This window comes from Cupriavidus sp. 10L43_2, assembly GCF_056395265.1.
Map to the genome: position 1 here is coordinate 47,773 of NZ_JBFTJE010000020.1, position 23,997 is coordinate 71,769.

Annotated in this window: 21 protein-coding genes; 9 read left to right on the top strand and 12 right to left on the bottom strand. The window is 68.5% G+C overall.

What is annotated here, in order from left to right; genetic code table 11:
* The 5 genes from AC1DEL_RS23360 to AC1DEL_RS23380 all read right to left on the bottom strand — a co-directional run bounded on the left by AC1DEL_RS23360 (position 1) and on the right by AC1DEL_RS23380 (position 5,038).
* A complete protein-coding gene (locus tag AC1DEL_RS23360; protein WP_477125918.1) occupies positions 1-1,236 on the bottom strand; it encodes an SfnB family sulfur acquisition oxidoreductase in 1,236 nt (411 codons plus the stop codon).
* A 128-nt stretch (positions 1,237-1,364) separates the two neighbouring features.
* Complete coding sequence (locus tag AC1DEL_RS23365; RefSeq protein WP_477159191.1) at positions 1,365-2,273, bottom strand: type 2 periplasmic-binding domain-containing protein; 909 nt, start codon at positions 2,271-2,273, stop codon at positions 1,365-1,367.
* Between the two features lie 46 nt (positions 2,274-2,319).
* Complete coding sequence (locus tag AC1DEL_RS23370; protein ID WP_092300528.1) at positions 2,320-3,093, bottom strand: ABC transporter permease; 774 nt, start codon at positions 3,091-3,093, stop codon at positions 2,320-2,322.
* Entirely contained in the window at positions 3,090-3,977 is an 888-nt protein-coding gene (locus AC1DEL_RS23375) for an ABC transporter ATP-binding protein (protein WP_092300530.1), read from the bottom strand. The genes AC1DEL_RS23370 and AC1DEL_RS23375 overlap by 4 nt, the downstream gene beginning before the upstream one ends.
* Positions 3,974-5,038 (bottom strand): ABC transporter substrate-binding protein, encoded by a 1,065-nt coding sequence (locus AC1DEL_RS23380; protein WP_441645364.1) that lies wholly within the window; start codon positions 5,036-5,038, stop codon positions 3,974-3,976. Before AC1DEL_RS23380 ends, AC1DEL_RS23375 begins: the two co-directional genes overlap by 4 nt.
* A gap of 261 nt (positions 5,039-5,299) precedes the next feature.
* Between AC1DEL_RS23380 and AC1DEL_RS23385 the strand changes: the two genes are divergently transcribed.
* The 4 genes from AC1DEL_RS23385 to AC1DEL_RS23400 all read left to right on the top strand — a co-directional run bounded on the left by AC1DEL_RS23385 (position 5,300) and on the right by AC1DEL_RS23400 (position 8,171).
* Positions 5,300-6,091, top strand: a complete 792-nt coding sequence (locus tag AC1DEL_RS23385) for an alpha/beta hydrolase (protein ID WP_477106025.1) — start codon at positions 5,300-5,302, stop codon at positions 6,089-6,091.
* Between the two features lie 98 nt (positions 6,092-6,189).
* A complete protein-coding gene (locus AC1DEL_RS23390) occupies positions 6,190-6,747 on the top strand; it encodes a DUF3455 domain-containing protein (RefSeq protein WP_477125916.1) in 558 nt (185 codons plus the stop codon).
* A gap of 129 nt (positions 6,748-6,876) precedes the next feature.
* Positions 6,877-7,455, top strand: a complete 579-nt coding sequence (locus AC1DEL_RS23395; protein WP_255370972.1) for a sigma-70 family RNA polymerase sigma factor — start codon at positions 6,877-6,879, stop codon at positions 7,453-7,455.
* Positions 7,452-8,171, top strand: a complete 720-nt coding sequence (locus tag AC1DEL_RS23400; protein ID WP_092300545.1) for an anti-sigma factor — start codon at positions 7,452-7,454, stop codon at positions 8,169-8,171. Before AC1DEL_RS23395 ends, AC1DEL_RS23400 begins: the two co-directional genes overlap by 4 nt.
* A gap of 11 nt (positions 8,172-8,182) precedes the next feature.
* Here AC1DEL_RS23400 and AC1DEL_RS23405 read toward each other — a convergent pair whose 3' ends face one another.
* Both AC1DEL_RS23405 and AC1DEL_RS23410 read right to left on the bottom strand, forming a co-directional pair.
* A complete protein-coding gene (locus tag AC1DEL_RS23405) occupies positions 8,183-9,157 on the bottom strand; it encodes a DUF3616 domain-containing protein (RefSeq protein WP_477113621.1) in 975 nt (324 codons plus the stop codon).
* 28 nt (positions 9,158-9,185) lie between these two features.
* Positions 9,186-10,028, bottom strand: coding sequence for an IclR family transcriptional regulator (locus tag AC1DEL_RS23410; RefSeq protein WP_092300551.1), 843 nt, complete (start codon positions 10,026-10,028; stop codon positions 9,186-9,188).
* 133 nt (positions 10,029-10,161) lie between these two features.
* On the opposite strand from AC1DEL_RS23410, the gene AC1DEL_RS23415 reads away from it, so the two are divergent.
* The 4 genes from AC1DEL_RS23415 to AC1DEL_RS23430 are packed head-to-tail and all read left to right on the top strand — an operon-like array spanning position 10,162 to position 15,297.
* Positions 10,162-11,169, top strand: coding sequence for a Bug family tripartite tricarboxylate transporter substrate binding protein (locus AC1DEL_RS23415; RefSeq protein ID WP_477125915.1), 1,008 nt, complete (start codon positions 10,162-10,164; stop codon positions 11,167-11,169).
* 50 nt (positions 11,170-11,219) lie between these two features.
* The gene (locus AC1DEL_RS23420) at positions 11,220-13,211 is read left to right on the top strand and encodes an FAD-dependent oxidoreductase (RefSeq protein WP_477125914.1); all 1,992 of its coding nucleotides are present in this window, start codon (positions 11,220-11,222) and stop codon (positions 13,209-13,211) included.
* Positions 13,208-14,413, top strand: coding sequence for a CaiB/BaiF CoA transferase family protein (locus tag AC1DEL_RS23425; protein ID WP_092300559.1), 1,206 nt, complete (start codon positions 13,208-13,210; stop codon positions 14,411-14,413). Before AC1DEL_RS23420 ends, AC1DEL_RS23425 begins: the two co-directional genes overlap by 4 nt.
* Entirely contained in the window at positions 14,413-15,297 is an 885-nt protein-coding gene (locus AC1DEL_RS23430) for a patatin-like phospholipase family protein (protein WP_477125913.1), read from the top strand. The genes AC1DEL_RS23425 and AC1DEL_RS23430 overlap by 1 nt, the downstream gene beginning before the upstream one ends.
* Before the next feature lie 19 nt (positions 15,298-15,316).
* On the opposite strand, the gene argH is transcribed toward AC1DEL_RS23430, so the two are convergent.
* Positions 15,317-16,834 carry an argininosuccinate lyase gene (argH, locus tag AC1DEL_RS23435; RefSeq protein WP_477125912.1) on the bottom strand — a complete coding sequence of 506 codons (1,518 nt, stop codon included), beginning with the start codon at positions 16,832-16,834 and terminating at the stop codon, positions 15,317-15,319.
* A gap of 109 nt (positions 16,835-16,943) precedes the next feature.
* On the opposite strand from argH, the gene AC1DEL_RS23440 reads away from it, so the two are divergent.
* Positions 16,944-17,813, top strand: a complete 870-nt coding sequence (locus tag AC1DEL_RS23440) for a LysR family transcriptional regulator (RefSeq protein ID WP_477125911.1) — start codon at positions 16,944-16,946, stop codon at positions 17,811-17,813.
* Here the strand turns inward: AC1DEL_RS23440 and AC1DEL_RS23445 are convergent.
* The 4 genes from AC1DEL_RS23445 to AC1DEL_RS23460 form a co-directional block, all read right to left on the bottom strand.
* Complete coding sequence (locus tag AC1DEL_RS23445; RefSeq protein WP_477125910.1) at positions 17,810-19,621, bottom strand: tyrosine-type recombinase/integrase; 1,812 nt, start codon at positions 19,619-19,621, stop codon at positions 17,810-17,812. The two genes, AC1DEL_RS23440 and AC1DEL_RS23445, sit on opposite strands and share 4 nt — an antisense overlap.
* Positions 19,622-19,804: 183 nt before the next feature.
* The gene (locus tag AC1DEL_RS23450; protein ID WP_477125909.1) at positions 19,805-21,478 is read right to left on the bottom strand and encodes an S-layer protein; all 1,674 of its coding nucleotides are present in this window, start codon (positions 21,476-21,478) and stop codon (positions 19,805-19,807) included.
* 110 nt (positions 21,479-21,588) lie between these two features.
* Positions 21,589-22,557 carry a SphA family protein gene (locus AC1DEL_RS23455; RefSeq protein WP_477125964.1) on the bottom strand — a complete coding sequence of 323 codons (969 nt, stop codon included), beginning with the start codon at positions 22,555-22,557 and terminating at the stop codon, positions 21,589-21,591.
* A gap of 122 nt (positions 22,558-22,679) precedes the next feature.
* Entirely contained in the window at positions 22,680-23,735 is a 1,056-nt protein-coding gene (locus AC1DEL_RS23460) for an SMP-30/gluconolactonase/LRE family protein (RefSeq protein WP_477125908.1), read from the bottom strand.
* Positions 23,736-23,997: the final 262 nt, after the last annotated feature.

The window sequence follows — 23,997 nt, forward strand, 5'->3', positions numbered from 1 at the left end:
TCAATTCCAGGAGTGCCGTGCCGGCTGAACGCCGTTGAGGTGATAGTTGCCGATCAGGTGGAGCTTCCAGCGCACCGGATCGTGCAGCGTATGGGTGCGCGCGTTGCGCCAGTGGCGGTCGAGGTTGTGCTTGGCGCGCGTGGCGGAGGAGCCCGCCAGCTCGAACAGCTTCTCGCTGGCCGCGAGCGCGATCTCGGTGGTCAGCACCTTGGCTTCCGCCACGGCCACCGACGCCTCCGCGCTCAGCGCATCCGTCACCGGGCCTGCGGCGATGGCATCGAGCGCGCGCCCAGCCTCGCCCAGCACTTCGCGCGCGGCGTGGAGATCCACGGCAAGCCGGCCGACATCGCCGATCAGATAGGGATCGTCGGTGGCGTGCTCCACTTTGGCGTCGATCCACGGCCGCGCGTAGGCGCGCACGAAGGCGATGGCATCGTCAAAGGCAGCCTGTGCGATACCCAGGTCGATGGCGGCCTGGATCAGCTGCGAAGTCGGCCCGTAGATCCCGGGGCGCTCCGCAAGCTGCCAGACCGGCAACACGTCTTCCTCTGAGACGGCCACGTTGTCGAAGAGCACCGTGCCGCTGGCGGTGGTGCGCTGGCCGAACGACGACCAGTCGTCGTTCACGGTCAGGCCCGCCGCATCGCGCGGCACCCATGCCTGCACGGCGCGGCCTTCGTCGTCCAGCGCGCGTACGGGCACCCGATGCGCGAACAGCGCGCCGGTCGAATAGAAGCGCTGGCCAGTCAGCCGCAAGCCCTGTTCTGTGCGGCGCAGCCGCGTGCCGGTTTGCAGGACGGTCTGGCTCGTGGCGGAGCGGCGCTCCGGCCCTGCATTGCCAAGCCGCTGCCCGGCGAGCACCTCGGCGTAGTAGCGCTGCTTCTGCGCCGGCGTGCCGATCTCGCGCAGCACGCCGAGCAGGCCGAAGTGATTCTGCGGGATCTGACCCAGCGAGCCATCGGCGGCGCTGAGGATCGCAAAGACCTCTGCGAGCGTGGCGTACGACACGCCGGCACCGCCGAACGCGCGCGGAATCGTGATCGCCCCAAGCCCGCTGCCGGACCAGCGGTTCAGTTCGTCCCAGGGCAGGATGCGCTCGCGGTCGCGTCGCGCGGCGCCTTCGGCAAAATCGGCCGCCAGGGCATGCGCCACGGCGATGGCTTCGGCGTCGTCCGCAATGCGCCCCACAGGCGCACCGGAGCGCTGTAGGACGTGCAATTCCGAGAGGTTGGTCATGGTGCAGCGAGTGGGGGAACAAGCGGCCATTGGAGCATGGCCCCCCTACACGTCACGACGAATTTTTTCGAGGATGCTTAGGCGCTGCGGCCCGCATATCGATAGCCGCAGGCAGACATCGGCTGGCGTCAGGAATGGCAGACGAGGCCGTCGCCAAGCTGGCTGGCTTCGTAGGCAATATCGCCGGCGCGCTGCGTACGGGCAGTGGCGAGCGCCCCGCCGATCTTCCAATGCCGCACGGCGCGATCGAGCCACGCGGCGGAGCGGGAGTCGTCCTGCCGGATCACGATCTGCGGGCTGGCGTTGTCGGGAAGCAGGCCCGCGTCGAGCCGCCGATAGAAGCGCCACTCGGGCAATCCCATCAGCCGCGCCACCACAGGGGCGTCTTCCGCCAGCGCCTGGCATTCGCCGGCCATAAACGCGGCCACGGCGCGGATCGACGAAGAATAGGAACGTACCTGCGCGCCCAGCGTCTCCGTGACGGGATGCGCATAAGGGCTACCCTGTGCGACACAGACCGCGCGCCCGGCGAGATCACTCGGCGCACGATAGTCGCTGCCGCGCAGCGTGACGAGCGCGCCGGCGCCGCCGGTGTAGGCGGTCGGCACGGCATACGGACCGCTATCGATGGCGCCGGCCACCACAAGATCGACACCGGGCACGCTCACGCCGCGCGCATCGGCAGGCAGGCCGACTACCCGCAGACRCACCTGCAATCGTTCAGCAAGATAGCGCGCGAGCGAGACATCGAACGCATCGGGTTCAGGCGGCGTCGGCCGGCTAGGCGGCGCGGGACGGGCGTACTGCCGCACGCCCACCACCAGCTCGCCACGCGCCCGCACGGCTTCGAGCAACGGGCCGCGCGGCAGCGTCGTCCAGTCGGGCTCCCGCTCCAGGTACCGCGCCCCCGCCTGCAAGGCAACCGGCAATCGTTCGACAAGATGCGGCGACTGTTCTAGCCAGCGTGGCGCGGCAGCCAGGCCGAGCAGGCCGGCCGCCACCGCCAGCGCGATGGCATGCCACGCGCCGGGGATCAAACGCGGCGCTTTGGCCGCCGGCGCGCACCCGCATTCGGACGCGATCTCAGCCATTGAGCGTGAGCCCCTTGCGCCAGCGCGTCATGCGGCGCTCCACCCGTGCCAGCCCATAGTTGAGCACCAGCCCCAGCACCGCCAGCAGCAGGATGCCCGCGTACATGGTCGGAATCTGGAAGACCTCCTGCGCGTTGAGCGTCATGAAGCCGAGCCCGGAATGCGCGCCGATCATCTCCGCCGCCACCAGCGCGGTGATGCAATACGTGCCCGCCAGCCGCACGCCCGTGAAGATCGACGGCGACGCCGCCGGCAGCACGACCTTGCGGAACACGAACAGCCGCGACGCGCCCATCGAGCGGGCCGAGTCGATCAACAGCCGGTCCACCTGCTTGACGCCGCCAATCGTGCTCAGCAGCACCGGCCAGAACGACGCCCAGAAGATGATCGCCACCTTGGAGGTCTCGCCGATACCAAGGAACAGGATGAACACCGGGAACAGCGCGAAGGCCGAGGTCTGCCGGAACAGTTGCAGAATCGGATCGACGATCGCCTCGAAGCGGCTGAACCAGCCCATCAGCAGGCCCAGCGTCACGCCGAGCCCGATGGCGGCGGCCAGGCCCCACAGCGAGCGCTGGAGGCTGGCGAGCAGGTGCTTCCACAGCGCACCGCTGCCGATCAGCTGCCAGATGGCGCCCAGGATCTGCGATGGCGGACTCAGGTAAGCGGCGCTGACGATGCCCAGCCGTGGCACCAGCTCCCACAGCAGCAGGAAACCGATGATGCCCAGCACGCCGAGCGCGCGGTCGGTAGCCTTGCCGCTCATGATGCGGCCCTCGCCAGCACGGGTTCGGCGGCCGCACGCTCGCCGGGATTGGCCGTGGCGCCGAGCGGGCGCGGCACGGCGGCCGGGTTCGCGAACTGCACTTCGTCCTTGAGCACGTCCCACGCCTGCTGGCGCAGTCGCACGAACGCTTCCGAATTTCGCACCTCGGGCGCGCGTGGGCGCGGCAGCGGCACGTCGAGAATCGCCTTCACCGTACCCGGGCGCCGCGTCATGATGGCGATGCGGTCCGACAGGAAGATCGCCTCGTCGATACTGTGGGTGATGAACACGATGGTCTTGCGCGTCTGCTCCCAGATCCGCAGCAGTTCGCCTTGCAGGATCTCGCGCGTCTGTGCGTCCAGCGCGGCGAATGGTTCGTCCATCAGCAGCACTTCGGGCTTGTAGGCCAGCGCGCGCGCAATCGCCACGCGCTGCTTCATGCCGCCCGAGATTTCATGCGGAAAGCGCGGGCCGAAGCCGGTCAGCCCTACCAGCTCGAGGTACTCCCCCGCAATGCGCCGCCGCTCCGCACGCGGCACGCCGCGAATCTCGAGCCCGACCTCGATGTTCTCGAGCACGGTACGCCACGGGAACAAGGCGTAGCCCTGGAACACCACGCCCTGCGCCGGGTTGATGCCCTGCAGCGGCTTGCCGTCGATGGCGATGTTGCCACCGGTGCGGTCAGTCAGGCCAGCGAGGATGCTCAGGAAGGTCGACTTGCCGCAGCCGGACGGCCCCAGGATCGACAGCAGTTCGCCGTCGCGGATATCAAGGTCGAAGTCGCGCAGCACGGCCACGTTCTCCGGGCGCCCCGCCTCGTTGCGCACGGCATAGTCCATGCGCACGCCGCGCGCGGTGATCTTGTGGGAGTCGGTCGTGCTCATGCCTTCGCCGGTCCCTGCGTGGCGTACGGATTGAACTCGTTCGTGTAGAGATCGCGCGCGGCGACTTTGCCCTTGGGGAGCTTGCCCTCGGTTTCGAGGACGTCGATGTAATACTGGATCGGCGGCTCGGTGACGACGAGGTTATCGACGTAGGCGTAGCGGTCCACGTAGTCGAGCTGCAGGTTGATGCGCTTGGACACCAGCTTGCGCGCGTCCTCCGGGTTCGCGTTGACCCAGTTGGCCGCCTTGGCGAGCGCGGTCACGACGTCGCGCACGGATTCCGGATGCTCGCGAATGAACTTGCCGTGCGCGCTGTAGGGCTGCATGCCGCCCAGCCCGGCGTCGAGGTCGAAGTCGCTCCACAGCCGCACCAGCTTGTCGGCGTGGTCGGCGCGGCCCGAGAACGGTGCGTGGATGATCGCCAGGTCGGTGTTGCCGGTGACCAGCGTCTGCTCGGCCTGATCGTCCGGAATCACGACGAAGTTGATCTTGTTGACGTCCACGCCCTTCTCGCGCAGGTACGTCTTGGTGACGAACTCCGCGCACGCGCCGAAGCTGTTGATGCCGACGGTCTTGCCTTCGAGGTCTTTCGGGGCGCGGATGCCGGACGCCTTGCGCACGAAGTACTTCATGTGCGGCGCGTCCTGCAGCGTCTTGTTGCCGGCCGCCACTACCTTGATGTCGGAGCCGCTGGCCACCGCCGAGATCACCAGCGGCACCATGCGTGAGCCGAAATCGATCTCGCCCGTGCCCACCAGCGGGATGATCTGGGGCGCCGCCACCTTGCCGATGTACTCGGGCCGCGTGTTCGTGCCTTCGAAATAACCGAGCTGGTCGGCCAGGTAGACCAGATCGAAGGTCGGGTTGTCCGGGTAACGGAAGCGCACCTTGTCGCCAACCTTGCCGACCACCGCCGGCGCACCGGCCGCCGCTTTCGGCGTGGCGGTCTCGTCGCCACGAGAGCACGCGGCCAGCAGCGAGCCTGCGCCGCCGGCAACGGCGAGGGATACGAGTTGTTTGAGCGCGGTACGGCGGGTGTTGGCCACGGAGTGCGACGGCATCGGAAGTCCCTGTTCAGATTGGAATGCGGAGCGGCATTCAGTATCGGAAAGGGGCGCGGCGCGCACAACGAAGTCTTTCAACTATCGATATTGCCCGGGCGCGGCGGGTCGCCGGCGGATTTCGCACGATGTTTGCACGATCCCACGGGGCTGCGGGCAGGAAGTCACCGGAGACGGAATAGCCGGCGCGGGCGGTTCGTCTGACTGCAGACAGCCCATGACGCTGCAATTCATCCCTCTACCTGATCGAAAGGACCGACCATGAAACTCCACCGCACCCTCCCGGCCACCCTGGCCGCGCTCGCCGCCCTCACCCTCGCCTCCGGCGCCATGGCGCAGACCCCGTCGCCAGCGAACACCGTCCCCGTCAAGAACATCGTGCTGGTGCACGGCCTGTATGCCGATGGATCGAGCTGGGAGAAGGTCATTCCGCTGTTGCAGGCGAAGGGCTACCACGTCACTTCGGTGCAGAACCCGACGACATCGCTGGACGCGGACGTCGATGCGGTCAAGCGCGCCCTGGCGGTCCAGGACGGCCCCACGCTGCTCGTGGCGCACTCCTACGGCGGCATGGTCATCAGCCAGGCCGGCGATGACTCGAAAGTGGCCGGGCTGGTCTATATCGCCGCCCGCGCGCCGGACGCCGGCGAGGACTACCCCGCGCTGACAAAGACGTTCCCCGCCGCGCCGGCCTCGGGCGGATTGCAATGGGGTGCGGATGGATACGGCCGGCTTTCCGAACAGGCATTCCTGCACGACTTCGCCGGGGATCTGCCGGAAACGCAGGCGCGTGGCTACTACGCCGTCCAGCAGCCGATGGGCAAGGCCATCACCATGGCGAAGACCACCGTGGCGGCCTGGCGCGACAAGCCGACGTGGTACGCGGTGTCGACCCAGGACCGCACGATCAACCCGGACCTCGAACGCTTCATGGCCAAGCGCATGGGCGCGCAGACCGTGGAGATTCCGGCGAGCCACGTCTCGCTGCTGTCCCGCCCGCAGGAGGTGGCCAACCTGATCCTCCAGGCCGCCGCAGGCAAGTCGGCCGGATAAATACTTCCGCCTGACTGCATCCAATCGCTCCGCTGGTGTGTAGCGTCTGTGCGGCCTCCGGGTTCGCACCGATCCACGACACACCAAGGAGCCCCACCATGATCCGCATCTCCCTTCTCGTTCCGGTCTCGGCCTGCCTCGCCCTGACCGCCTGCGGCGGCATGCACCAGTCCGGTTCGATGTCTGCGCCCACGCCCACGCCTGTCGCCGACGCCATCAAGGTACCCGACGGCCACAAGCTCGCCATGCAGACGGTCGGCGTGGGCGAACTGCGCTACGAGTGCCGACCCAAGGCCAACGCCGCCGACCAGTTCGAATGGGCCTTCGTCGGCCCCACCGCCACACTGAACGACCGCAGCGGCAAGGCGGTCGGCAAGTACTACGGACCGCCGGCCACATGGGAAGCCATGGACGGCTCGAAGGTCACCGCCACCCAGGTCGCGGTGTCGCCGGCCGGCGATGGCAACATCCCGCACCAGCTCGTGAAGGCGAATCCAGCGACCGGCAGCGGCATGATGAGCGGCGTCACCTTTATCCAGCGCGTGGCCACCCGTGGCGGCGTGGCGCCTGCGGCGGCCTGCAGTGCGGCCAATCGTGGCGCGGCGCAGATGGTGCGCTACCAGGCGGACTACCTGTTCTGGAAAGCGGCGGCCTGAGCGGGCTGGCGCGCTCGGCATTAGGGAAAGCCCAGCGGGCCGCTGCCGACTGTCGGGCGTAAGATGTGCGCTCGGGCGCCCCCAGCCCGCCGCCCCCTTGCAGCCCTGCAGCCACCAGAGAGCCCGCTCTTGACCGCCGCCCTGCCCTCCGTCAACGACCATTTCGACTACGAATCCGCGCTCGCCGGTTGCGCCGCGCGGGACGTGACGGCATTGCGCCGTCTCTACGAGCACGCAGCCCCGTACCTGCTGGGCGTGGCGGTCCGTATCGTGCGGGACCGGGCCCTGGCGGAAGACGTGCTGCATGACGCCTTCGTCAAGGTCTGGAGCCATGCGCATACGTTCGACCCCGCACGCGGCGCGGCGCGCGGCTGGCTGTTCAGCCTGGTCCGGCATCAGGCGCTCAACCTCGTGCGCGACCGCTTACGGCTGGTGCTGCCCGACGAGGACATGGCGCAGGCCATCGAGGACGAGGCGGCACTGGCCGCCGTGGCGGGCACGGCCCCGGCCGGCGAGACCCGCGTGATGCTCGGCCGGCTGGCCATCTGCCTCGAACAACTGGACCCGCCCAAGCGCGACAGCATCCTGTATGCCTATGTCGATGGCTGCTCGCACAGCGAGATCGCCACGCGACTCAACGCGCCGCTGGGCAGCGTGAAAGCCTGGGTGCGGCGTGGCCTGCAGGCGTTGAAGGAGTGCATGCAATGAGCGACGACTGGGATGCGTTGGACGACCTCGCCGCCGGCTACGTGCTGGGCACGCTCTCCGCCGCCCAGCGCGAGGACGTGGCGCGGCGCCTGCCGCAGGAGCCCGGCCTGCAAGACCGTGTCGATGACTGGGAAGCGCGCCTCCATCCGCTGTCGGCGCTGGCCGAGCCCGTCACGCCCGCGCCCCGCGTCTGGGCGGGCATCGCGCGCAGCATCGGCCATGCCGAACAGCGCCCCAAGCCAGCCACGCCTGCCACCGGCACGCCCGGATGGTGGCATTCGCTGGCGCTCTGGCGCGGTATTGCCTTCGGGGCGACGGCCTGCTCGCTGCTGCTGGCCGCCATGCTGGGCCTGCGCGCGTTCGCGCCGCCCGCGCCGCCGCGCTATGTGGTGGTGCTGGCCGCGCCGCAGGACAAGACGCCGGGCTGGCTGATCCAGGCGTCCAGCCCGCGCCGGCTGAAGCTGATTCCGCTCGGCGCGCAGGCCGCGCCGACCAATCGCGCGCTGCAATTCTGGACCAAGGCCGACGACTGGAGCGGGCCGGTCTCGCTGGGTCTGGTACAGGCTGACCAGTCGCTCGATGTCGCGCTGGACCGCCTGCCGGCCCTCCAGGACAACCAGTTGTTCGAGATCACGCTCGAGCCCGCCGCCGGATCGCCCATCGGCCGCCCGACCGGCCCGGTGCTCTATATCGGCCGCGCGGTGCTGGTGCGTTAACCCGCCCCGGCTTACGGCGCCACCGTCACGCTGCGGAACCCCTGCCGGGCCGCCGGCAGGCGCTTGCATGCCACGCCATCGCGCAGCACACCGCCGTCGTCGCTGAGAATGCGCAGGCGCTGCGTGCCCGGCATCGTGAAGATGGCTTCCGGCTTCAGCGTGGCGATGGCGGCCTGTCCGAACGCCTCGGGCCGGTCATTGGCGGCGCCGGACCATTTATATAGGGCGAAGGTGCCATGGTCAGCCACCGGCCCTGCGGCGATCACATACCCCTGCCCCACGCGCTCGATGCTGCGGATGCCCCGTCCGCCCAGATCGAGCAGTAGCGGGCTGCCAAACTTCGCCGGCTTGCCGTCGATGAGCCCATCAGGGTTCTCCAGCGGCACGAGGATGGCCTTGCCATCGACCAGCGGATTGCGGAAGCCGATCAGCAAGCCGCCATCCGCTGCCGCGAGTCCTTCGATATTGAGCCCGCCCGGGCTTTCCGGTGCCCGTTCGGCGGCCGTCTTGAGCGGCAGCGAGGCCAGCGCCGGAGACGCCACGAGATCTTTCAGCAGATCCTTGTAGGGCCGGCCCACCGGCTTCAGCGACAGCCGGCCCGGATCGAGTTCCACCGCGAAGAACCGGTGCCGGCGCCCCTGCTCCTTGCCCTTGGCATTGCGGCCGTGCGACGAGATGACGTAGGCGCGCTGGCCGACAACGGCGGCTCCTTCGAGGTCCGACTCGCCATCGTCATCGGTGCCGAGGAAGCCGCCAAGCGTGAAGGTCTTGACCGCGCGCGGCTGACCGGCCTGGTACACCGTCAGCACGTTGTGCTCGTCGCCCACCACGACGAAGTGGTCGGGGCCGAGGGCGAAGCCGGCCGAGGCGTCGCAGAGTCCGGTGTAGGTCTCCACGCCATCCGCCGGCCCAGTCGCCCCAGCCGGGCCTGCGCCAAGCATCAGACATATCGCCAGACAGGCCATGCCACGCAGGGGGATTCGCATCGTCCGTTCTCCGTTGGGGTCGAAGGTGCTACGCCAGATCGGCACCCGGGGCGCCATCCAGCCCGGTCCCAGCATACGCGCACCGGAAGCCCGCCGAGCGCAGTTCTTCGGCGATCAGGTCGGCAATCCACTGCTTGCGGGACTCCTGCATGCGGCTGCGGATGGCGGCCACGCTCACCGCCGCGAAGTTGCCCGGCGTGATTTCGAAGCGCATGCCGACGCCGCTCACGCCCTCGTTGACGAGGCTGTCCGTCTTGGCCAGCCCGGCCGAGCGCGCGCGCGTCACCAGCGTGCGCAGCTTGGCCAGCGACAGCCCGTGCGGCGTGAATTCGGACGTATGGCGCGCGTAGAGCGCGGCAATCTCGCCATCGTCGAGCATCGACAGCAGCGTCACGCCCGCCGAGCCGATGCCGAGCACGCGCATGCCGCCCACCTGCAGCACCAGCGCCTTGACCGGAAACGCGCCCTCCTCGCAATGGAGGCAGTGGCCGTAGTCGCCATTGCGCACCACGAGGAAAACCGTGTCCTCGGTGCGCCGCGCCAGCCGCTGCATCACCGGGCGGCAGCGGTCCAGGATCGGCGCGCCTTTCATCGCCGCCAGCCCGAGCTGCATGGCGTCCAGCCCGAGCCGGTACAGCCGTTGTTCGCGCTCGACCATGCCGGATTCGACCAGACTCGTCGCCAGCCGGTAGGCGGTGGCGCGGTCCAGCCCGGCCGCCTGCGCCAGCACGCCCAGCGCCACGCCGGTCGGGTGATGGGCCGCAATCAGCTTGAGCAGCACCATCGCCCGTGTGACGGTCTGTGCACCCTTGGGAGCGCTGCCGGTGTCCTCGCCGGCTTCCGTCTCTGCTTCTGTCTCTGCTTTTGTCATGTTTTCGGCCTCTCCCCGGTCGAGATGTTCACATAGTGAATATTGGTAAAGATTCCGTTTGAATACTGAACACGTCCGGGATGAAATGCAACCATACCAAGCACGAACACGTGCACACACCCGGAGACAACCCATGACGTTCCGCCGCCTCGCCAGTGCGATCCCCCGCGTGCTTTCCTTGCCGCGACTGGCCATCCTGCTTGGGCTGGCCGCCTCGCTGCAGCTACCCGCGCCCGCTCGTGCCGACACCTGGCCGACCCGGCCGGTGCGACTGGTGGTGGGCTATACCGCCGGCGGCGCGTCCGACACGGTGGGGCGAATCATCGCCAACGAGCTGGGCGCGATGATCGGCCAGCCGGTGGTGGTGGAAAACCGCCCGGGCGTGGGCGGCATGCTCGGCATGGGCACCGTCGCCAAGAGCGCGCCGGACGGCTACACGCTGGGCGTGGCGGTCAGCGGCACCATGGTGATCGGGCCGCATCTGGTCAAGGCCACGCCGTATGACCCGCTGACCGCGTTCGAGCCGGTCAGCATGATCGCCACGGCGCCGATGGTGATGGTGGGCGCGCCGTCCGCGCCGTTCAACAGCGTGCCGTCGCTGATCCAGACCGCCCGCGCGCAGCCGGACCCGATGATGTTCGCCTCCGGCGCCCAGGCGTTCGAGCTGGCGATGCGGCTGTTCGCCGCCAAGGCCGATCTGCGCATGGGCTCGGTGTCCTATCCCGGCGGCGGCCAGGCGTCCATCGACGTCATGGCGGGCCGCGTGCCGGTGATGGTGGACACCATCGGCGCCCAGCAGGCCAATATCAAGGCCGGCAAGCTGCGCGCGCTGGCCGTGCTGGATAACAAGCGCTCCGCCATCCTGCCGGACGTGCCGACGGTCGCCGAAGCTGGCGTGGCCGGCTACCAGGCGGTGGGCTGGCTGGGCCTTGTGGCGCCGAAGGACACCCCCGGGGCCATCGTCACCCGCCTGAACGGCCACCTGCGCACGATCATGGCCAAGCCCGAGGTGCGCGACAAGCTGCTGACGCTCGGCTTCGAGCCCAACACGGACACGCCGCAGGCGTTCGCCCGGGACATCCGCGCCGAGTACGCCAAGTGGGGCGCCGTCGTGAAGTCCGCCGGCCTGACTGCCCAGTAAGCGGCCAGTAAGCGCCCAGTAACTCCCCATCCATCCGACTCCCTCGCCCCATGACGACCGACATCCAGGCCGCCGCCAAATGGCAGGCCACGCTCGACCACGCCCTGCAAGGCGCCAACTACCCCACCCTGCTGATGGTGCTGCTGCACCTGACCGGGGACCGCCGCTGGCTAGATCCGCGCTACCAGTGCTCGCGCATCCGCGGCCTGGAAGACAACGATCCCGGTGGGCTACCCGATGAGGTCCGCGCGGAAGTGCTGGCCGCCGCCCGCGACGCCATCCTGGCGTGGAAGTCCGGCGTGGCCCCCGCGCTGCCCGCGCCAGACCCGGACACGCTGGTCGCCATGATGCGGCTGAGCGTGGGCGAGGACATCCCGGCCTCCTACGGGCCGATGATCGCCGCCTGGCTGGGGCTGGACGCGGACATGCGCATTGACCAGCGCGGCCGTATCGACGTGCCCGAAGGCTTCCGCGTGATCGTGATCGGGGCCGGCGTGGCGGGGCTGTGCGCCGCCATCCGCCTGCAGGGTGCCGGCATCCCCTTCGTGCTGATCGAGAAGAACGACGAGGTGGGCGGCACGTGGTACGAGAACCGCTACCCGGGCGCCGGCGTGGATACGCCGAACCATATCTACTCGTACTCGTTCGCCAAGGGCGACTGGTCGCGCTACTTCGCGCTGCGCGGCGAGATCCAGCAATACTTCGAGGACGTGGCGGACCGCTTCGGCGTGCGCCGTCATATCCGGCTGCGCACCACGGTGCAATCGGCCCACTACGATGAGTCCTCGCTGCGCTGGACCGTCCACACGCTCGACGCCGAAGGCCAGGCCCAAACACTGCACGCCGACATGGTCATCAGCGCCGTGGGGCTGCTCAATGTGCCGAAGATGCCCGATATCGAAGGGCTCGACCAGTTCGACGGTCCCTGCTTCCACACTGCCCGCTGGCCCGAGGGCCTGGACGTGACCGGCAAGCGCGTGGCCGTGATCGGCAATGGCGCCAGCGCGATGCAGGTGGTGCCGGCCATTGCCGACCACGTGGCCGCGCTGACCGTGTTCCAGCGCTCGCGCCAGTGGGCCGCCCCCTTCGAGAAGTTCCAGAAGCCGGTGCCGGAGTCCGCGCGCTTCCTGCTGCGCGAGGTGCCGTTCTATCAGGAGTGGTATCGCCAGCGGCTGGCCTACATCTTCAACGACCGCATCCACGGCTCGCTCCAGATCGACCCGGCATGGCCGCACCCGGAGCGCGCCATCAACCAGACCAACGACCGGCATCGCGCCTACTTCACGGACTACATCAAGGCCGAGCTGGGCGAGCGCCAGGACTTGCTGCCGGACGTACTGCCCGAGTACCCCCCGTTCGGCAAGCGCATGCTGATGGACAACGGCTGGTATCGCACGATGGCCCGCCCGCACGTCTCGCTGGTCACGGGCGGCATCGCCCGGGTGGAAGGCAACGCGGTGGTCACGGACAAGGGCGAGCGGCATGAGGCCGATGTGCTGATCGTTGCCACCGGCTTCGACGCCATCAACATGCTGGCCTCGTTCCAGCTATTCGGCCGGGGCGGGCGCTCCGTGCGCGAGGCGTGGGACCGCCACGGCGCCGAAGCCTACCTTGGCGTGGCCGTGCCGGACTTCCCCAACTTCTTCATGCTGGCCGGGCCGAACACGGCGCTCGGCCACGGCGGCAGCGTGGTCTCGCTGCTGGAGACGCAGGTCAGCTACATCCTCAACATCGTGCGGCAGGCCATGGCGCACAGCGCGGGGCGCTTCGAGATCGAGATCCGGCGCGACCGCCACGACGCCTTCAACCAGCGCGTGCAGGCCGCCCATAACGCCATGATCTGGACCCACAAGGGCATGAGCAACTGGTATCGCAACGCGCAGGGCCGCGTGGTGGCCACCACGCCGTTCCGCAACGACGACTACTGGCACATGACGCGCAAGGCCGATTTCTCTGACTACCGGCTGAAGACTGCGCCGGCCGAGGCGGCCGAGTCGCCCGCTGCCGACGCAGAACCCGCCACGCTGGAGGACCGGTCATGAAAACGCCCGGCCCGCACATGCTGAGCGGCCTGCGCATCCTCGACCTCGGCACGATGGTCGCGGGGCCGGTGGCCTGCACGCTGTTCGGCGACTTTGGCGCCGAAGTCATCAAGGTGGAGGTGCCCGAGCGCGGCGACACCGTGCGCGACCTCGGCCCCTTTGTGGACGACGAATGCCTGTACTGGCAGGTGGAGGCGCGCAACAAGAAGTCGATCACGCTGAACCTGCGCGAGCCGGCGGGGCAGGCGCTGCTGTACCGCCTGGTGCGCGAGGTGGACGCCGTGGTGGAAAACTTCCGCCCCGGCACGCTCGAGAAATGGAACTGCGGCTTCGAGACGCTGCGCCAGCACAACCCGGGCCTGATCATGCTGCGCGTGTCCGGCTTCGGGCAGACCGGCCCGTACCGGGAGCGCGCCGGCTATGACCGCATCGGGCTGGCCTTCGGCGGCCTGATGGGCATCACCGGCTACCCGGACCGCCCGCCGGTGCGCAGCGGCACCTCCACCGCCGACTACCAGACCGCCATCCTCGGTGCCTTCGCGCTAATGATGGCGCTTTACCACCGTGACGTGCACGGCGGCGAGGGGCAGGAAATCGACCTGTCGATGTACGAGTCCATCATCCGATTCACCGAGGTGCTGGTGCCCGAGTACGACCGGCTGGGCGTGGTGCGCGAGCGGCGCGGCAACAAGCATTTCGCCGCCGCGCCGGGCGAGCACTTCCGCACGCGCGACGGGCGCTACCTGATCTTCACCTGCTCGGCGGACGCCGGCTTCCAGCGCCTCTGCGTGGCCATGGGCCGCCCGGATCTGGCCGAAGACCCGCGCTACGCCTCGCACAGCCAGCGCTGGGAGCATGTGGACGAGCTGAACCGGCTGGTCGCGGACTGGATCGCCGCGGAGCCGGAGGACGCGCTGTGCCGCAAGCTGGACGCCGCGCGGCTGGCCTACTCCTTCATCTACACCATCGAGGACATCATGCAGGACCCGCACTACGCGGCGCGGGAGAGCATCGCCACGGTGGAGCACCCGAAGATCGGCCCGGTGAAGATGGCGGGCGTGTTCCCGAAGTTCTCGGGCGTGCCGGCCAAACCGATCGAGCCGGCGCCAGCACTGGGCCAGCACAACGCCGAGATCTACGGCGAGCTGCTCGGCATCGACGACGACGCGCAACGGCAACTGGCGCTGGAGGGCATCATCTGATGGCCGGCCAGCATCGATTCCGCACGGCTGCCGTGTTCGGCGGCGGCGGCGTAGCGGGCATCGCGTGGGAAGTCGGCGTGCTGGCCGGGCTGGCGGGGGCCGGCGTGGCCGTGCATCGCGCCGGGCTGTTCGTCGGCACGTCGGCTGGCTCGGTGGTCGGCGCCCAGCTGGCGTGCGGCCTGCACATCGAGGCGCTGCTGCACGCCCAACGGCATCCGCCCGCCGATTCCCCCGAGCAGTTCCGTCCCTACTCGCAGGCCGAAGCCGACGCGCAGAACCGCAAGCTGGTGGCCAAGGTCGAGGGCGACCTGACGGCGGCGCGCCAGCGCATCGGCGACTTCGCCCGCCGCAGCGAGACCCCCGCCCCGGCCGCGCGCCGCGCCATCATCGCCGCGCGGCTGCCCCAGGCCGACTGGCCCGGGCATCCGCTGCGCATGGCGGCCGTGGATGCCGCCACCGGCGCGCGCCGGGTGTTCGATGCGGCCAGCGGCGTGCCGCTGGTAGAGGCCGTGTCCGCCAGTTGCGCCGTGCCGGGCGTCTGGCCGCCGGTGCAGATCGGCGACGCCTTCTATATAGATGGGGGGATTGCGTCGATGACCAACGCCGAGGTGGCCATCGACGCGGAGCGGGTGCTGGTCCTGTCGCCGTTCGGCTATGCCGAAGGCAACCCGGTCAGCGGCCACCTGGGCGCCGAAGTGGCGGCGCTGCAGGCGGCGGGCTGCGCGGTGCATGTGGTGGCGCCCAGCCCGGCCGCGCTGGAAGCGATGGGCCCGAACGTTCTCGACCCCGCCCGCCGCCCAGCCAGCGCCGCCGCCGGGCTCCACCAGGGCGACACCCTCGCCTATGCGATCCGGGACTGGTGGGGGGCGGCGATCGCGGCTTGAAGCCGCCACCCGGAGCGCGTCAATCGATCGACGCCCCCGTGCTCGCAAGTTCGGCGATGGCCCGTTTCAGCGCGGCGCGATCCGTCAACTCCCGCTCGCGCATGGCGTCCACATCACCTCGCGCGGCGATCAGGTCGGCCTGTTGGGCCAGAACCTGCGCCTGCACCAGCACGGGCGATGGCCCGCCGGCAGCGGTGCGGGCGGCCACGCCGCATTCGGGGTCGAGGCTGCGCGCCACGGCCTCGGGCGACAGGTGCACGGCGCGGCCCGTGTGGCGCAGCGCCGCCGCATCGACCATCGCCGAATCGATCTCATTGGCGGGCAGATGGCGGTCCAGCGCATCGCGCACCACCGCGCCCACCACGTGGTGGGCCTCGCGGAACGACATGCCGGCGCTGCGCACCAGCGTGTCGGCCAGATCGGTGGCCATCGAAAAGTCCCGGCGGGCGCGCGCCAGCATGTGACCGGCCTGTGGCGTGGCGTGGGTCAGCACCAGCCGCAGCAGGGCCACGCAGCGCTTGCACTCGTCCGCCGCCTCCCAGAAGCCGCGCATGCTTTCGCGGTTGCCGTCGCCGCTATGCGTGAAATGGCTGCCCTTCAGCGCCGCCAGCGAGGCCGTGAGCAGACCGATCATGTGACCGCCCTTCCCCTTCAGGTACTCGAGCACGACCGGGTTTTTCTTCTGCGGCATGATGCTCGACGTGCCGGCCACGCTGTCCGGGAAGTCGATCAGCCCGAATTCCGGCGTCGCCCAGACATAAAGATCCTGCGCCACGCGGCCCCAGGTGACCGTGCCGATGGTGATGGCGGCGAGGATTTCCCACGCAACGTCGCGCGAGGCCACGCCATCCAGCGAATTGGTGGTGGGGCCGGAGAATCCGAGCCAGCGCGCCGTGGCCGTGCGGTCGATCGGGAACGCCGTGCCGGCCAGCGCACCGGCGCCGAGCGGGCAGGCATCGAGCCGGGCCAGCGCCTGCCGGAGCCGGGCGATGTCCCGCCCCAGCGACTCGGCCACGCCGGCCAGGTAATAGCCGTAGGTGATCGGCTGGGCCGATTGCAGGTGGGTGTAGCCGGGCATGACCGTGCCGGCATGCTCGGCAGCCTTGTCCAGCAGCACCGTGCGGGTGGCCAGCAGTTCGTCGAGGATGGCCAGCGCGGCGTCACGGGCGCGCAGGCGGTCGTGAGTGGCCAGGATGTCGTTGCGGCTGCGCGCCACGTGCAGGCGGCCGCCCACGTCGGCGCCGGCCAGTGCCATCAGCCGGGCCTCGTAGTTGAAATAGGCGTCCTCGCGGGCCGGGTCCAGCGGCACGGCGTCCGGGCCCTCCGCCTCGATGCGCACCAGCGCCTGCGCCAGTTGCGCGGCCACCTCGGCCGGCACCAGCCCGGCGCCGTGCAGCATCAGCAGGTGCGCCTGGTTGATATCGCTCAAATACGGGAATCCACTGCCGAATTCGCGCGCCAGGCGCGGCAGGTAGATGTGTTCGCAGACCTCGGGGGCGGTGGCCTGGGTCAGGCGGCGGCTGACTTTCGATTCCATACGTGTGTTGTTCTCCGGTACGTTGGAGCCAAGTATGGAAATCCGACGGTCATATCGTCAAATCAGTTGTTTCGGCCTGCACATACGGATTTGATATACCATCGCCCGTATGAATTTCAAACAGATCGAAGCCTTCCGGGCCGTGATGGTGACCGGCTCGATGACGACCGCCGCCACCCAGCTGCACACCTCGCAGCCGAACATCAGCCGCGTGATCTCGCAACTGGAGCGGGAGACGGGATTCAAGCTATTTGCGAGGATTGCCGGCCGGCTGACGCCGACCGTGGAGGCCGAAGCCCTGTTCCGGGACGTGGAGCGTTCCTTCCTCGGGCTCGACAGCCTGCGCGCCTCGGCGCGGTCGATCCGGGAGGGGGGCGTCGGCACGCTACGCATCGGCACCGTGCCGTCGATCGCCATGAGCGTGATGCCGCAGGCCATCGCCCGGTTCCGGGAGCAGCACCCGGACGTGCCCATCGCCGTGCATACCAGTGACTCGCCGACCGTCGCCAAATGGACGGCGAACCAGTTCTGCGACTTCGGGCTGGTGTCCTACGTGGTGGAGACGGCGGGCATCAACAGCGCGCTGCTACGCGACGAGCCCGGGGTGTGCATCGTGCCCGCCGACCACCGCCTGGCGCGCAAGCGGGTGGTCCACGCGGCGGACCTCGGCGGCGAGCGCTTCATCTCCCTCACCCATGGCGATGGTACGCGCGCCATCGTCGATGCCGCCTTTGTGCCGGACCGGCGCGTGCTGACGCTGGAAACGCCCTACGCGGCCACCATCTGCACGATGGTGGAGATGGGCCTCGGCGTCAGCGTGGTGAACCCGGTAGTGGTGCGCAGCCTGAAGCTGCCGGGGGTGCGCGCCATTCGCTTCGAGCCGGCCATCCCGTTCGAAAGCTATGTCCTGCACAACCAGCAGCGCCCGGTGCCGGCGCTGGCGCAGGCGTTCCTGGACTGCCTGCCCGCAGCCGACTAGTACATGCCCGCCTGATCGAGTTCGCGCGCGCGGCGGGCGTCCTCGGCGTGGACGTAGATCGACGTCGTCGCCAGCGAGGCATGGCCCAACTGGTGCTGCACCACATCCAGCGCCACCCCGCGCGCAATCGCGTGCGAGCCGAAGGTGTGGCGCAGCCAGTGCGCGCTGGCCTGCCCGAGCCGCGCCGCGCCGGCCGGGTCATCGGCGGCCATGGCCTGCGCCGCCTGCGCGAAGAAGCCCTTCCAGATGGCATCGAGCTGCGCCACGGACAGCCGGCCCACGGCGCCATCGTCCTTCACCCGGCCAATCAGCGGCGTGGACGGGTGCAGCCGCTCCAGCTCGCGCCCCAGTCCGCGCGCTTCCAGATAGTCCCGCAGCGCCTCGATCACCGGGCCCGGCACATGCACCTCACGGGCGCGCGTGCCCTTGCCGACGAACGAGAGCGTCCACACGCCGCGCTGGTCGGCAGCCAGATCCTGCTGGGCGAGGTCGCCCACGGTCACCTGCGCCTGCTCGGAAATCCGCAAGCCGGTGGCGTAGACAAAGCGCAGCATGAACTGGAGCCGCGCCGTGCGCGGGTCATCGCCCGGCAGCGCGGCCGTGAACTTGCGCAGGAACTGCCACTGGGCGTCGGTAAAGCTGCGCGCCACCTTGATGCGGCCCTGCCCCGCCGCCTTGGGCTTGGGCAGCAGCTCGAACGGGTTGTAGCGCAGGTACTGCGCGTTGACGAGCCACGCGCACAGCGATTTGACGATGGTGAACGCCTGCCGCACGCTGCCCGCCGACAGCGGCCCCTCGAACGGCCGCCAGTCGTGGCGATAGCGCGGCGTGCCGCGCGGGCCGACCCACTGGGCCGCCGGCTGCGGATCGGCCAGGAAGATCAGGTAGGCGCTGCAATCCTCGACGGTCAGATCGGACAAGGCCTTGCCGCGCGCGAACACGGCCCAGAGCAGGAAGCGCTCGGCCTGCGTGCGATAGGCGCGCCAGGTGTGGCCGCCCACGGGCGGATGCACGCCCAGCCAGGCGTGGATGGCCATCAGGTCGTTCTGGGCGGAAATGCGGGAATCGACGCCATGCGGCGTGCGGTTATGGCCCTGCCGGCCGTCCAGCGCGGGCGGCAGCAGCAGCGATTCGAGCGGCGCCACCGCCGCTGACGGCGCGCGCAGGCTCGCCAATTCGGCCGCCGTGGCGGTGCGGCGGGGTACCAGTGCGGCGGCGGGAATCGCGCCGATATCGTCGGCCTGATCGGCCAGCCAGGCCTCGATGCGCCGGGCGGTATGGTCGCCGATGCGCCGCGCATGGCGGTGCCAGCGCGGCCCCTCATGGCCGATCACGGCTTGCAGCGCGCCGAGCGTGGCCCAGCCCGCCTCGACCAGCCGCTGGGCGATGGCCGGCGCGAACCAGCCAGTTACGGCGTCATCGCGCGTGGGGCGGGAAACCAGTTGGGGCTTGAGCGCGTCGAGCACGCGCAACAGCTTGCGGCGACGGTTCTGGCGCGCGGTGGCGCTCTCGTCGGCCGGCGTGCGGAACAGCGCCAGCCAGGCGCGCTCGGAGATGGTCGGCTGGCCGTCTTCGCGGGTTTCCAGCCGTTTGACGCCGCGCGCCAATTCGGACTCGATCCAGCCGATGATGGTCCGGGCGACGCGCAGGTCCAGCCCCGTCTCCAGATAGCGGTCAGCCAGCCGGGCGAGGTCGATGCCTTCGAGATAACCGCGATAGAAAGCGAAGTGATGCGGGCCAAGCAGCCGCTCCGGAGCAACCGGCGGGCGCTGCCGGCGACGGACGGCAGTACGTTCAGGGTCAGACAAGGTGCAATGCGGACATCAAGGCGAAGGGCGCGATGATACCGCTGTTTGTTTTTCTCCCCCCTCCCGCTTCCGGGAGAGGGGAAAACCACCTCTTACACAAACGAAGGTGCCTTGATAATTAGCATTATCTCGACCCGTCGTTTAACGCCACAAACTCAGCTACCTACCATCACGAACCCACGGTCACGAACCCACGGTCACGAAGACCGGGTTCGAGTAGAACCAGAGGTCGTTGTAGTTGCGGGCGTTGATGGCGTTGAAGCGCGCGGCGTCCTCGGTGACCGTGGTCTTGGCGTCCGGGAGCGGATTGCCGTCCTGGGTCTCACCCGCCACGTTCATGCCGAGGTTGGTGCCACGCAGGCGGAAGTACTGGTTCTTCGTCGCCGTATAGGTGTAGGTCACGGCGTAGTACCCGTCCGAATCCAGCTTCCAGTCGGCCGACGTGAAGGTGGCGATCACCTTGGTCGAGTCGTTGGTTTCCTTGCTGTAGCCCGCCGTGCCGGCCGCGGCGCGCGGCGTCACATCCCCGGCGATCAGGTCGATGTGGTCCACCGTGGGCCGCACGTTCACGTTGATGCCGCTGTTGATCGGGTACTCGAAGTGGTTGCGGTCCGGGCTCTTGAAGCGGATGGTGACCGTCACGGTCTCGCCGGCCTTGGCCTTCAGCTCGCCGCCCATCTCGCCCTTGCCGGCGGCGCCGGCCACGTTGAAGTCGAGCGCGTTGATCAGGTCGCCAAACACCGAGAACATGCGGCCCGAGCGCACGCCCTCCAGCACGCCCTTGATGCCCGTGTACTGGTTTTCGATCCAGACATAGGTCTTGGCGTACTCGCCCGGGAAGTAGCCGCTGCTGTTCGTGCCGATGGTCTTGAAGTGGTGGTCGGAATCGGCCACGTTCCAGAAGCGCCGGCCGTCACCGAGCAGCGCATCCCAGATGCCGCCGACCTGCGCCACCACGTAGTCCACGCCACCGTAGACGCGGTTCTTCAGGTTGGCGTTCACGTAGGCGGTGGTATAGCCGCCGCGGTCTGGCTCCATCTGGTTGCCGACCATGCCCTCCACGCCGAAGGCGATGTTCGGGGCGGTGTCGTTGAATTCGCGGTAGTCGGCGGCGGTGTACTTGCCCGTGTTGCGCGAGGGGTGGTTGATCAGCGCGTAGCTGGTGTCGGGATAGTTGTCGCGCAGCCAGGCCACGGCCTTCACGGCGTCCGCGTGGGTGGTAAAGGCGCGCGGGCCCTTGGCGTTCCAGTTGGCCACGTCCACCGGATCGAACTGGGTGTCGGGGCGGTTCGTGAAGAAGTATTCGAACTCGTTGGCCGCCTTGGTGGCCGTGCCCAGCGGGGCGCCGCCGAAAATGCCCACGTTCATGTGGTCATGGGTGGGCATGTCCCATTCGAAGGCCGAGAAGATCAGTTTGTTGACGTACGAGCCATTGACCTGCATCTGGCGCACGGCCGGCATCTCGTACTCGGCCATGGCCCGTGAGAACGGCAGCGGGCCGCCGACGACGTTGGTGCCGTTCTGGTCGCGCGTGGACGGGCGCAGGTGGTTCGAAATGGCGGTCCAGTCGAGGTTGTTCTTGACCAGCGCCTCGTCCAGCACGTTGGCGAGCAGGCTCTGGGCGTCGTCCGATTCCACGGTGTGGACGTGCAGGTCGCCGGTGGTCCATTTGCCGGTCACTTCGGCGGGCTTGGGGTTGTCCGGCGCGCTGGGATCGTTGGGGGTAGCCGGGGTGGACGGGCCGGAAGGCGTGGCCGGGTTCGATGCCGGGGCATCGTCGCTGCTGTTGCAGCCGTAGAACAAGGCGGAGACAAGCACAGCTGCCGCGATCCCGATCGCGGAGTGGGTATAACGCATTTCAGACTTCCCTGATTTCTAGTTTGAGCGCCGATGGTGCCGGCGATTCGTGACAGGAAAGTGATAGTCGTGCGTATTGTCAGTGAATCGTTGCTTGAGGTGGAATGCTGCTACAGCACCAATGTGACAGTCGCCATGAAGGTGGAGGTGCTGTCGAGCCGGTTCTTGCTGCTCACCGTCGGCACCCAGCGCAGCCCGAACGAGAGCGGATGCTTGCCGCCAAGCTTGGTGTCGTAGGAGACGATCGGCCCCATGGCGAAGTCGTGGCCGTGGAAGCCGTGCAGCAGGTCTGCCGTGGGGCCGCTATCGCCGCCGAGCTGCTGCACCGTGCCCATGACCAGCCCCACGCCCCACGGGCCGAAGCGCTTCACGCCCATCACGTCCAGCGTGAACAGTGGCGCGTTCTGGTAGTCCGTGGCCGTGTTGCGCGTGTAGAACTGGAACGCGCCCACGGCATTGAACTCCAGCCCGTACTGCGGCATCAGGTGGGTGAAGGCCACCTGGGGGATGAAGGTCCAGTTGTTCAGGCTCGGGTTGGCCAGCGCGTCCTTGTTGTACTGGCCGGTCGGCGCCCAGACGTTGAAGCTCAACGCCATGTGGCTGGTCTTGGAGAAGTGATAGCCGGCGATGATCGGGGCGAAGTAGATATCGAACAAGTTCGAAGCCCGGTCCGACGTGCCGGTCGAGAAGTTGCCCAGCGCGCCGCTGGCGCCGGCCGTGGCGTGCACGGTGGTCCAGACATAGGGCAACGTGAAGCTGGAGGCGAAGTTCCATGCGCCGGGGCCGGTATCCCAGACCTTCATGGCGGTGGCCAGCGTGAAGGCGATCTTGGCTTCCACGCCGAGCGTGGTTCGCCCGCCGATGGGCACCTGCCGGTCATTGCCCACGGAGCCGTCGAGGTAGATCTCGCCGAAGTTGACCACCCAGACCGGCTCGGGCGGTACCACGCCTGCATTGGCCTGCACGCTGGTGCCGGACACCGGGCGACCCAGCGCCCCCTCCGTGGCCTGCGCGGCCAGCGGGACCAGGCCCGCGCAACACGCCGCCGCACCATAAAGAAGAACCGACTTCCCCATCATCGATTGCCCCCATCCCGTATCTGCCAGCATGCAGGCATGCTGACAGAATCCATACGGAATGGAATTCAGTTTTCTCGTCGGCGAGATGAAACTTTTCAGCGATTTTCGATGAATATCGAGAATCAGACCGCGCCGCGCGTCTCCACGTACAGCGCGTACAGCGAGTGGCTGGACGCCATATAGAGACGGTTGCGCTTGGGGCCACCAAAGCAGAGGTTCGGACAGCGTTCCGGCAGGTGGATATGGCCGATGGCCTTGCCCTGCGGATTGAACACGCGCACGCCGTCCAGCTTGGCCGGGTCCGCGCCGGGCGCCCCGCTACTGCCCCAGCCGGCCCAGATGTTGCCATCCACGTCGCACTTCATGCCGTCCAGCGCGCCGGGGCCGTTGGCGTCGATCAGCTTGGTCTTGTTCGACAGACCGCCGTCCGCCGCCACGTCATAGGCCCAGACCACGCGGTGCGGCTGCGCGCGCGCCTCGATCACGTAGAGCTTCTTCTCGTCCGGCGAGAAGCACAGGCCGTTCGGGCCGTTCAGATCGGCAATGACCTGCGTGACCGCGTTGTCTTTCGGATCAATCCGATAGACCGCGTGCGGCAGTTCTGGCGTGGCCTTGTCTCCCTCCCACTCGCCGCCGATGCCGAACGGCGGATCGGAGAACCACAGCGAGCCGTCGGACTTGCAGACGATGTCGTTGGGCGAGTTGAAGCGCTTGCCCTGGTAGCGGTCCGCCAGCACCGTGATGGAGCCGTCGTACTCGGTGCGGGTGACGCGGCGCGTCAGGTGTTCGCAACTGATCAGCCGGCCCTGCTTGTCGCGGCAGTGGCCGTTGCTGAAGTTGGCCGGCTGGCGGAAGACGCTCCACTGGTTGGCGGCTTCGTCGTAGCGAATGATGCGGTTGTTGGGGATGTCCGAGAACAGCAGGTAGCGGCCGTCGCCGAACCAGACCGGCCCTTCCACCCAGCGGAAGCCCGTGGCGAGCTGCTCCACGGTGGAACTGAACAGGCGGTATTTGGCAAAGCTGGGGTCGAGGATTTCCACGGCCGCGTCGGGATAGCGCTGGCTCGGCTTGAATTCGAAAGCCTGGGCAAGTGCCCCGCCGCTGGCCGCAGCCGCAGCAGCCGCGCCGCCGGCTTTCAGCAGGGTCCGCCTGCGTGCGTCGAATGGGGTGTCTTGCATCGTGCTGTCTCCGTCCTCGTTATAGTTATCAGACATCATATGAGAACAAAAGCGGCGCTGCAAGCATTCGAATAGGGGATGTTGACCGAAATTACCCTAGTTGTACGATGACAAAGACATCTACCCAATGAGGCGCCGCAAGTGGCCCGCGATGCCCACTTCATGAGCACGGGTAAGGGACAGTGATAAGGTGAGCGCATCGGCGCGCCAGGCCCTCAGTTCCTCATGGCCGCGCGCCCACAGCATCTCCAACCTCCTGACC

Excerpts from the sequence above, each read along its gene's own strand:
- AC1DEL_RS23360 (WP_477125918.1), bottom strand. The coding sequence starts at position 1,236 with ATGACCAACCTCTCGGAATTGCACGTCCTACAGCGCTCCGGTGCGCCT.
- AC1DEL_RS23370 (WP_092300528.1), bottom strand. The coding sequence starts at position 3,093 with ATGAGCGGCAAGGCTACCGACCGCGCGCTCGGCGTGCTGGGCATCATC.
- AC1DEL_RS23375 (WP_092300530.1), bottom strand. The coding sequence starts at position 3,977 with ATGAGCACGACCGACTCCCACAAGATCACCGCGCGCGGCGTGCGCATG.
- AC1DEL_RS23380 (WP_441645364.1), bottom strand. The coding sequence starts at position 5,038 with ATGCCGTCGCACTCCGTGGCCAACACCCGCCGTACCGCGCTCAAACAA.
- AC1DEL_RS23385 (WP_477106025.1), top strand. The coding sequence starts at position 5,300 with ATGAAACTCCACCGCACCCTCCCGGCCACCCTGGCCGCGCTCGCCGCC.
- AC1DEL_RS23390 (WP_477125916.1), top strand. The coding sequence starts at position 6,190 with ATGATCCGCATCTCCCTTCTCGTTCCGGTCTCGGCCTGCCTCGCCCTG.
- AC1DEL_RS23400 (WP_092300545.1), top strand. The coding sequence starts at position 7,452 with ATGAGCGACGACTGGGATGCGTTGGACGACCTCGCCGCCGGCTACGTG.
- AC1DEL_RS23405 (WP_477113621.1), bottom strand. The coding sequence starts at position 9,157 with ATGCGAATCCCCCTGCGTGGCATGGCCTGTCTGGCGATATGTCTGATG.
- AC1DEL_RS23410 (WP_092300551.1), bottom strand. The coding sequence starts at position 10,028 with ATGACAAAAGCAGAGACAGAAGCAGAGACGGAAGCCGGCGAGGACACC.
- AC1DEL_RS23415 (WP_477125915.1), top strand. The coding sequence starts at position 10,162 with ATGACGTTCCGCCGCCTCGCCAGTGCGATCCCCCGCGTGCTTTCCTTG.
- AC1DEL_RS23420 (WP_477125914.1), top strand. The coding sequence starts at position 11,220 with ATGACGACCGACATCCAGGCCGCCGCCAAATGGCAGGCCACGCTCGAC.
- AC1DEL_RS23425 (WP_092300559.1), top strand. The coding sequence starts at position 13,208 with ATGAAAACGCCCGGCCCGCACATGCTGAGCGGCCTGCGCATCCTCGAC.
- AC1DEL_RS23430 (WP_477125913.1), top strand. The coding sequence starts at position 14,413 with ATGGCCGGCCAGCATCGATTCCGCACGGCTGCCGTGTTCGGCGGCGGC.
- argH (WP_477125912.1), bottom strand. The coding sequence starts at position 16,834 with ATGGAATCGAAAGTCAGCCGCCGCCTGACCCAGGCCACCGCCCCCGAG.
- AC1DEL_RS23440 (WP_477125911.1), top strand. The coding sequence starts at position 16,944 with ATGAATTTCAAACAGATCGAAGCCTTCCGGGCCGTGATGGTGACCGGC.
- AC1DEL_RS23450 (WP_477125909.1), bottom strand. The coding sequence starts at position 21,478 with ATGCGTTATACCCACTCCGCGATCGGGATCGCGGCAGCTGTGCTTGTC.
- AC1DEL_RS23455 (WP_477125964.1), bottom strand. The coding sequence starts at position 22,557 with ATGATGGGGAAGTCGGTTCTTCTTTATGGTGCGGCGGCGTGTTGCGCG.
- AC1DEL_RS23460 (WP_477125908.1), bottom strand. The coding sequence starts at position 23,735 with ATGCAAGACACCCCATTCGACGCACGCAGGCGGACCCTGCTGAAAGCC.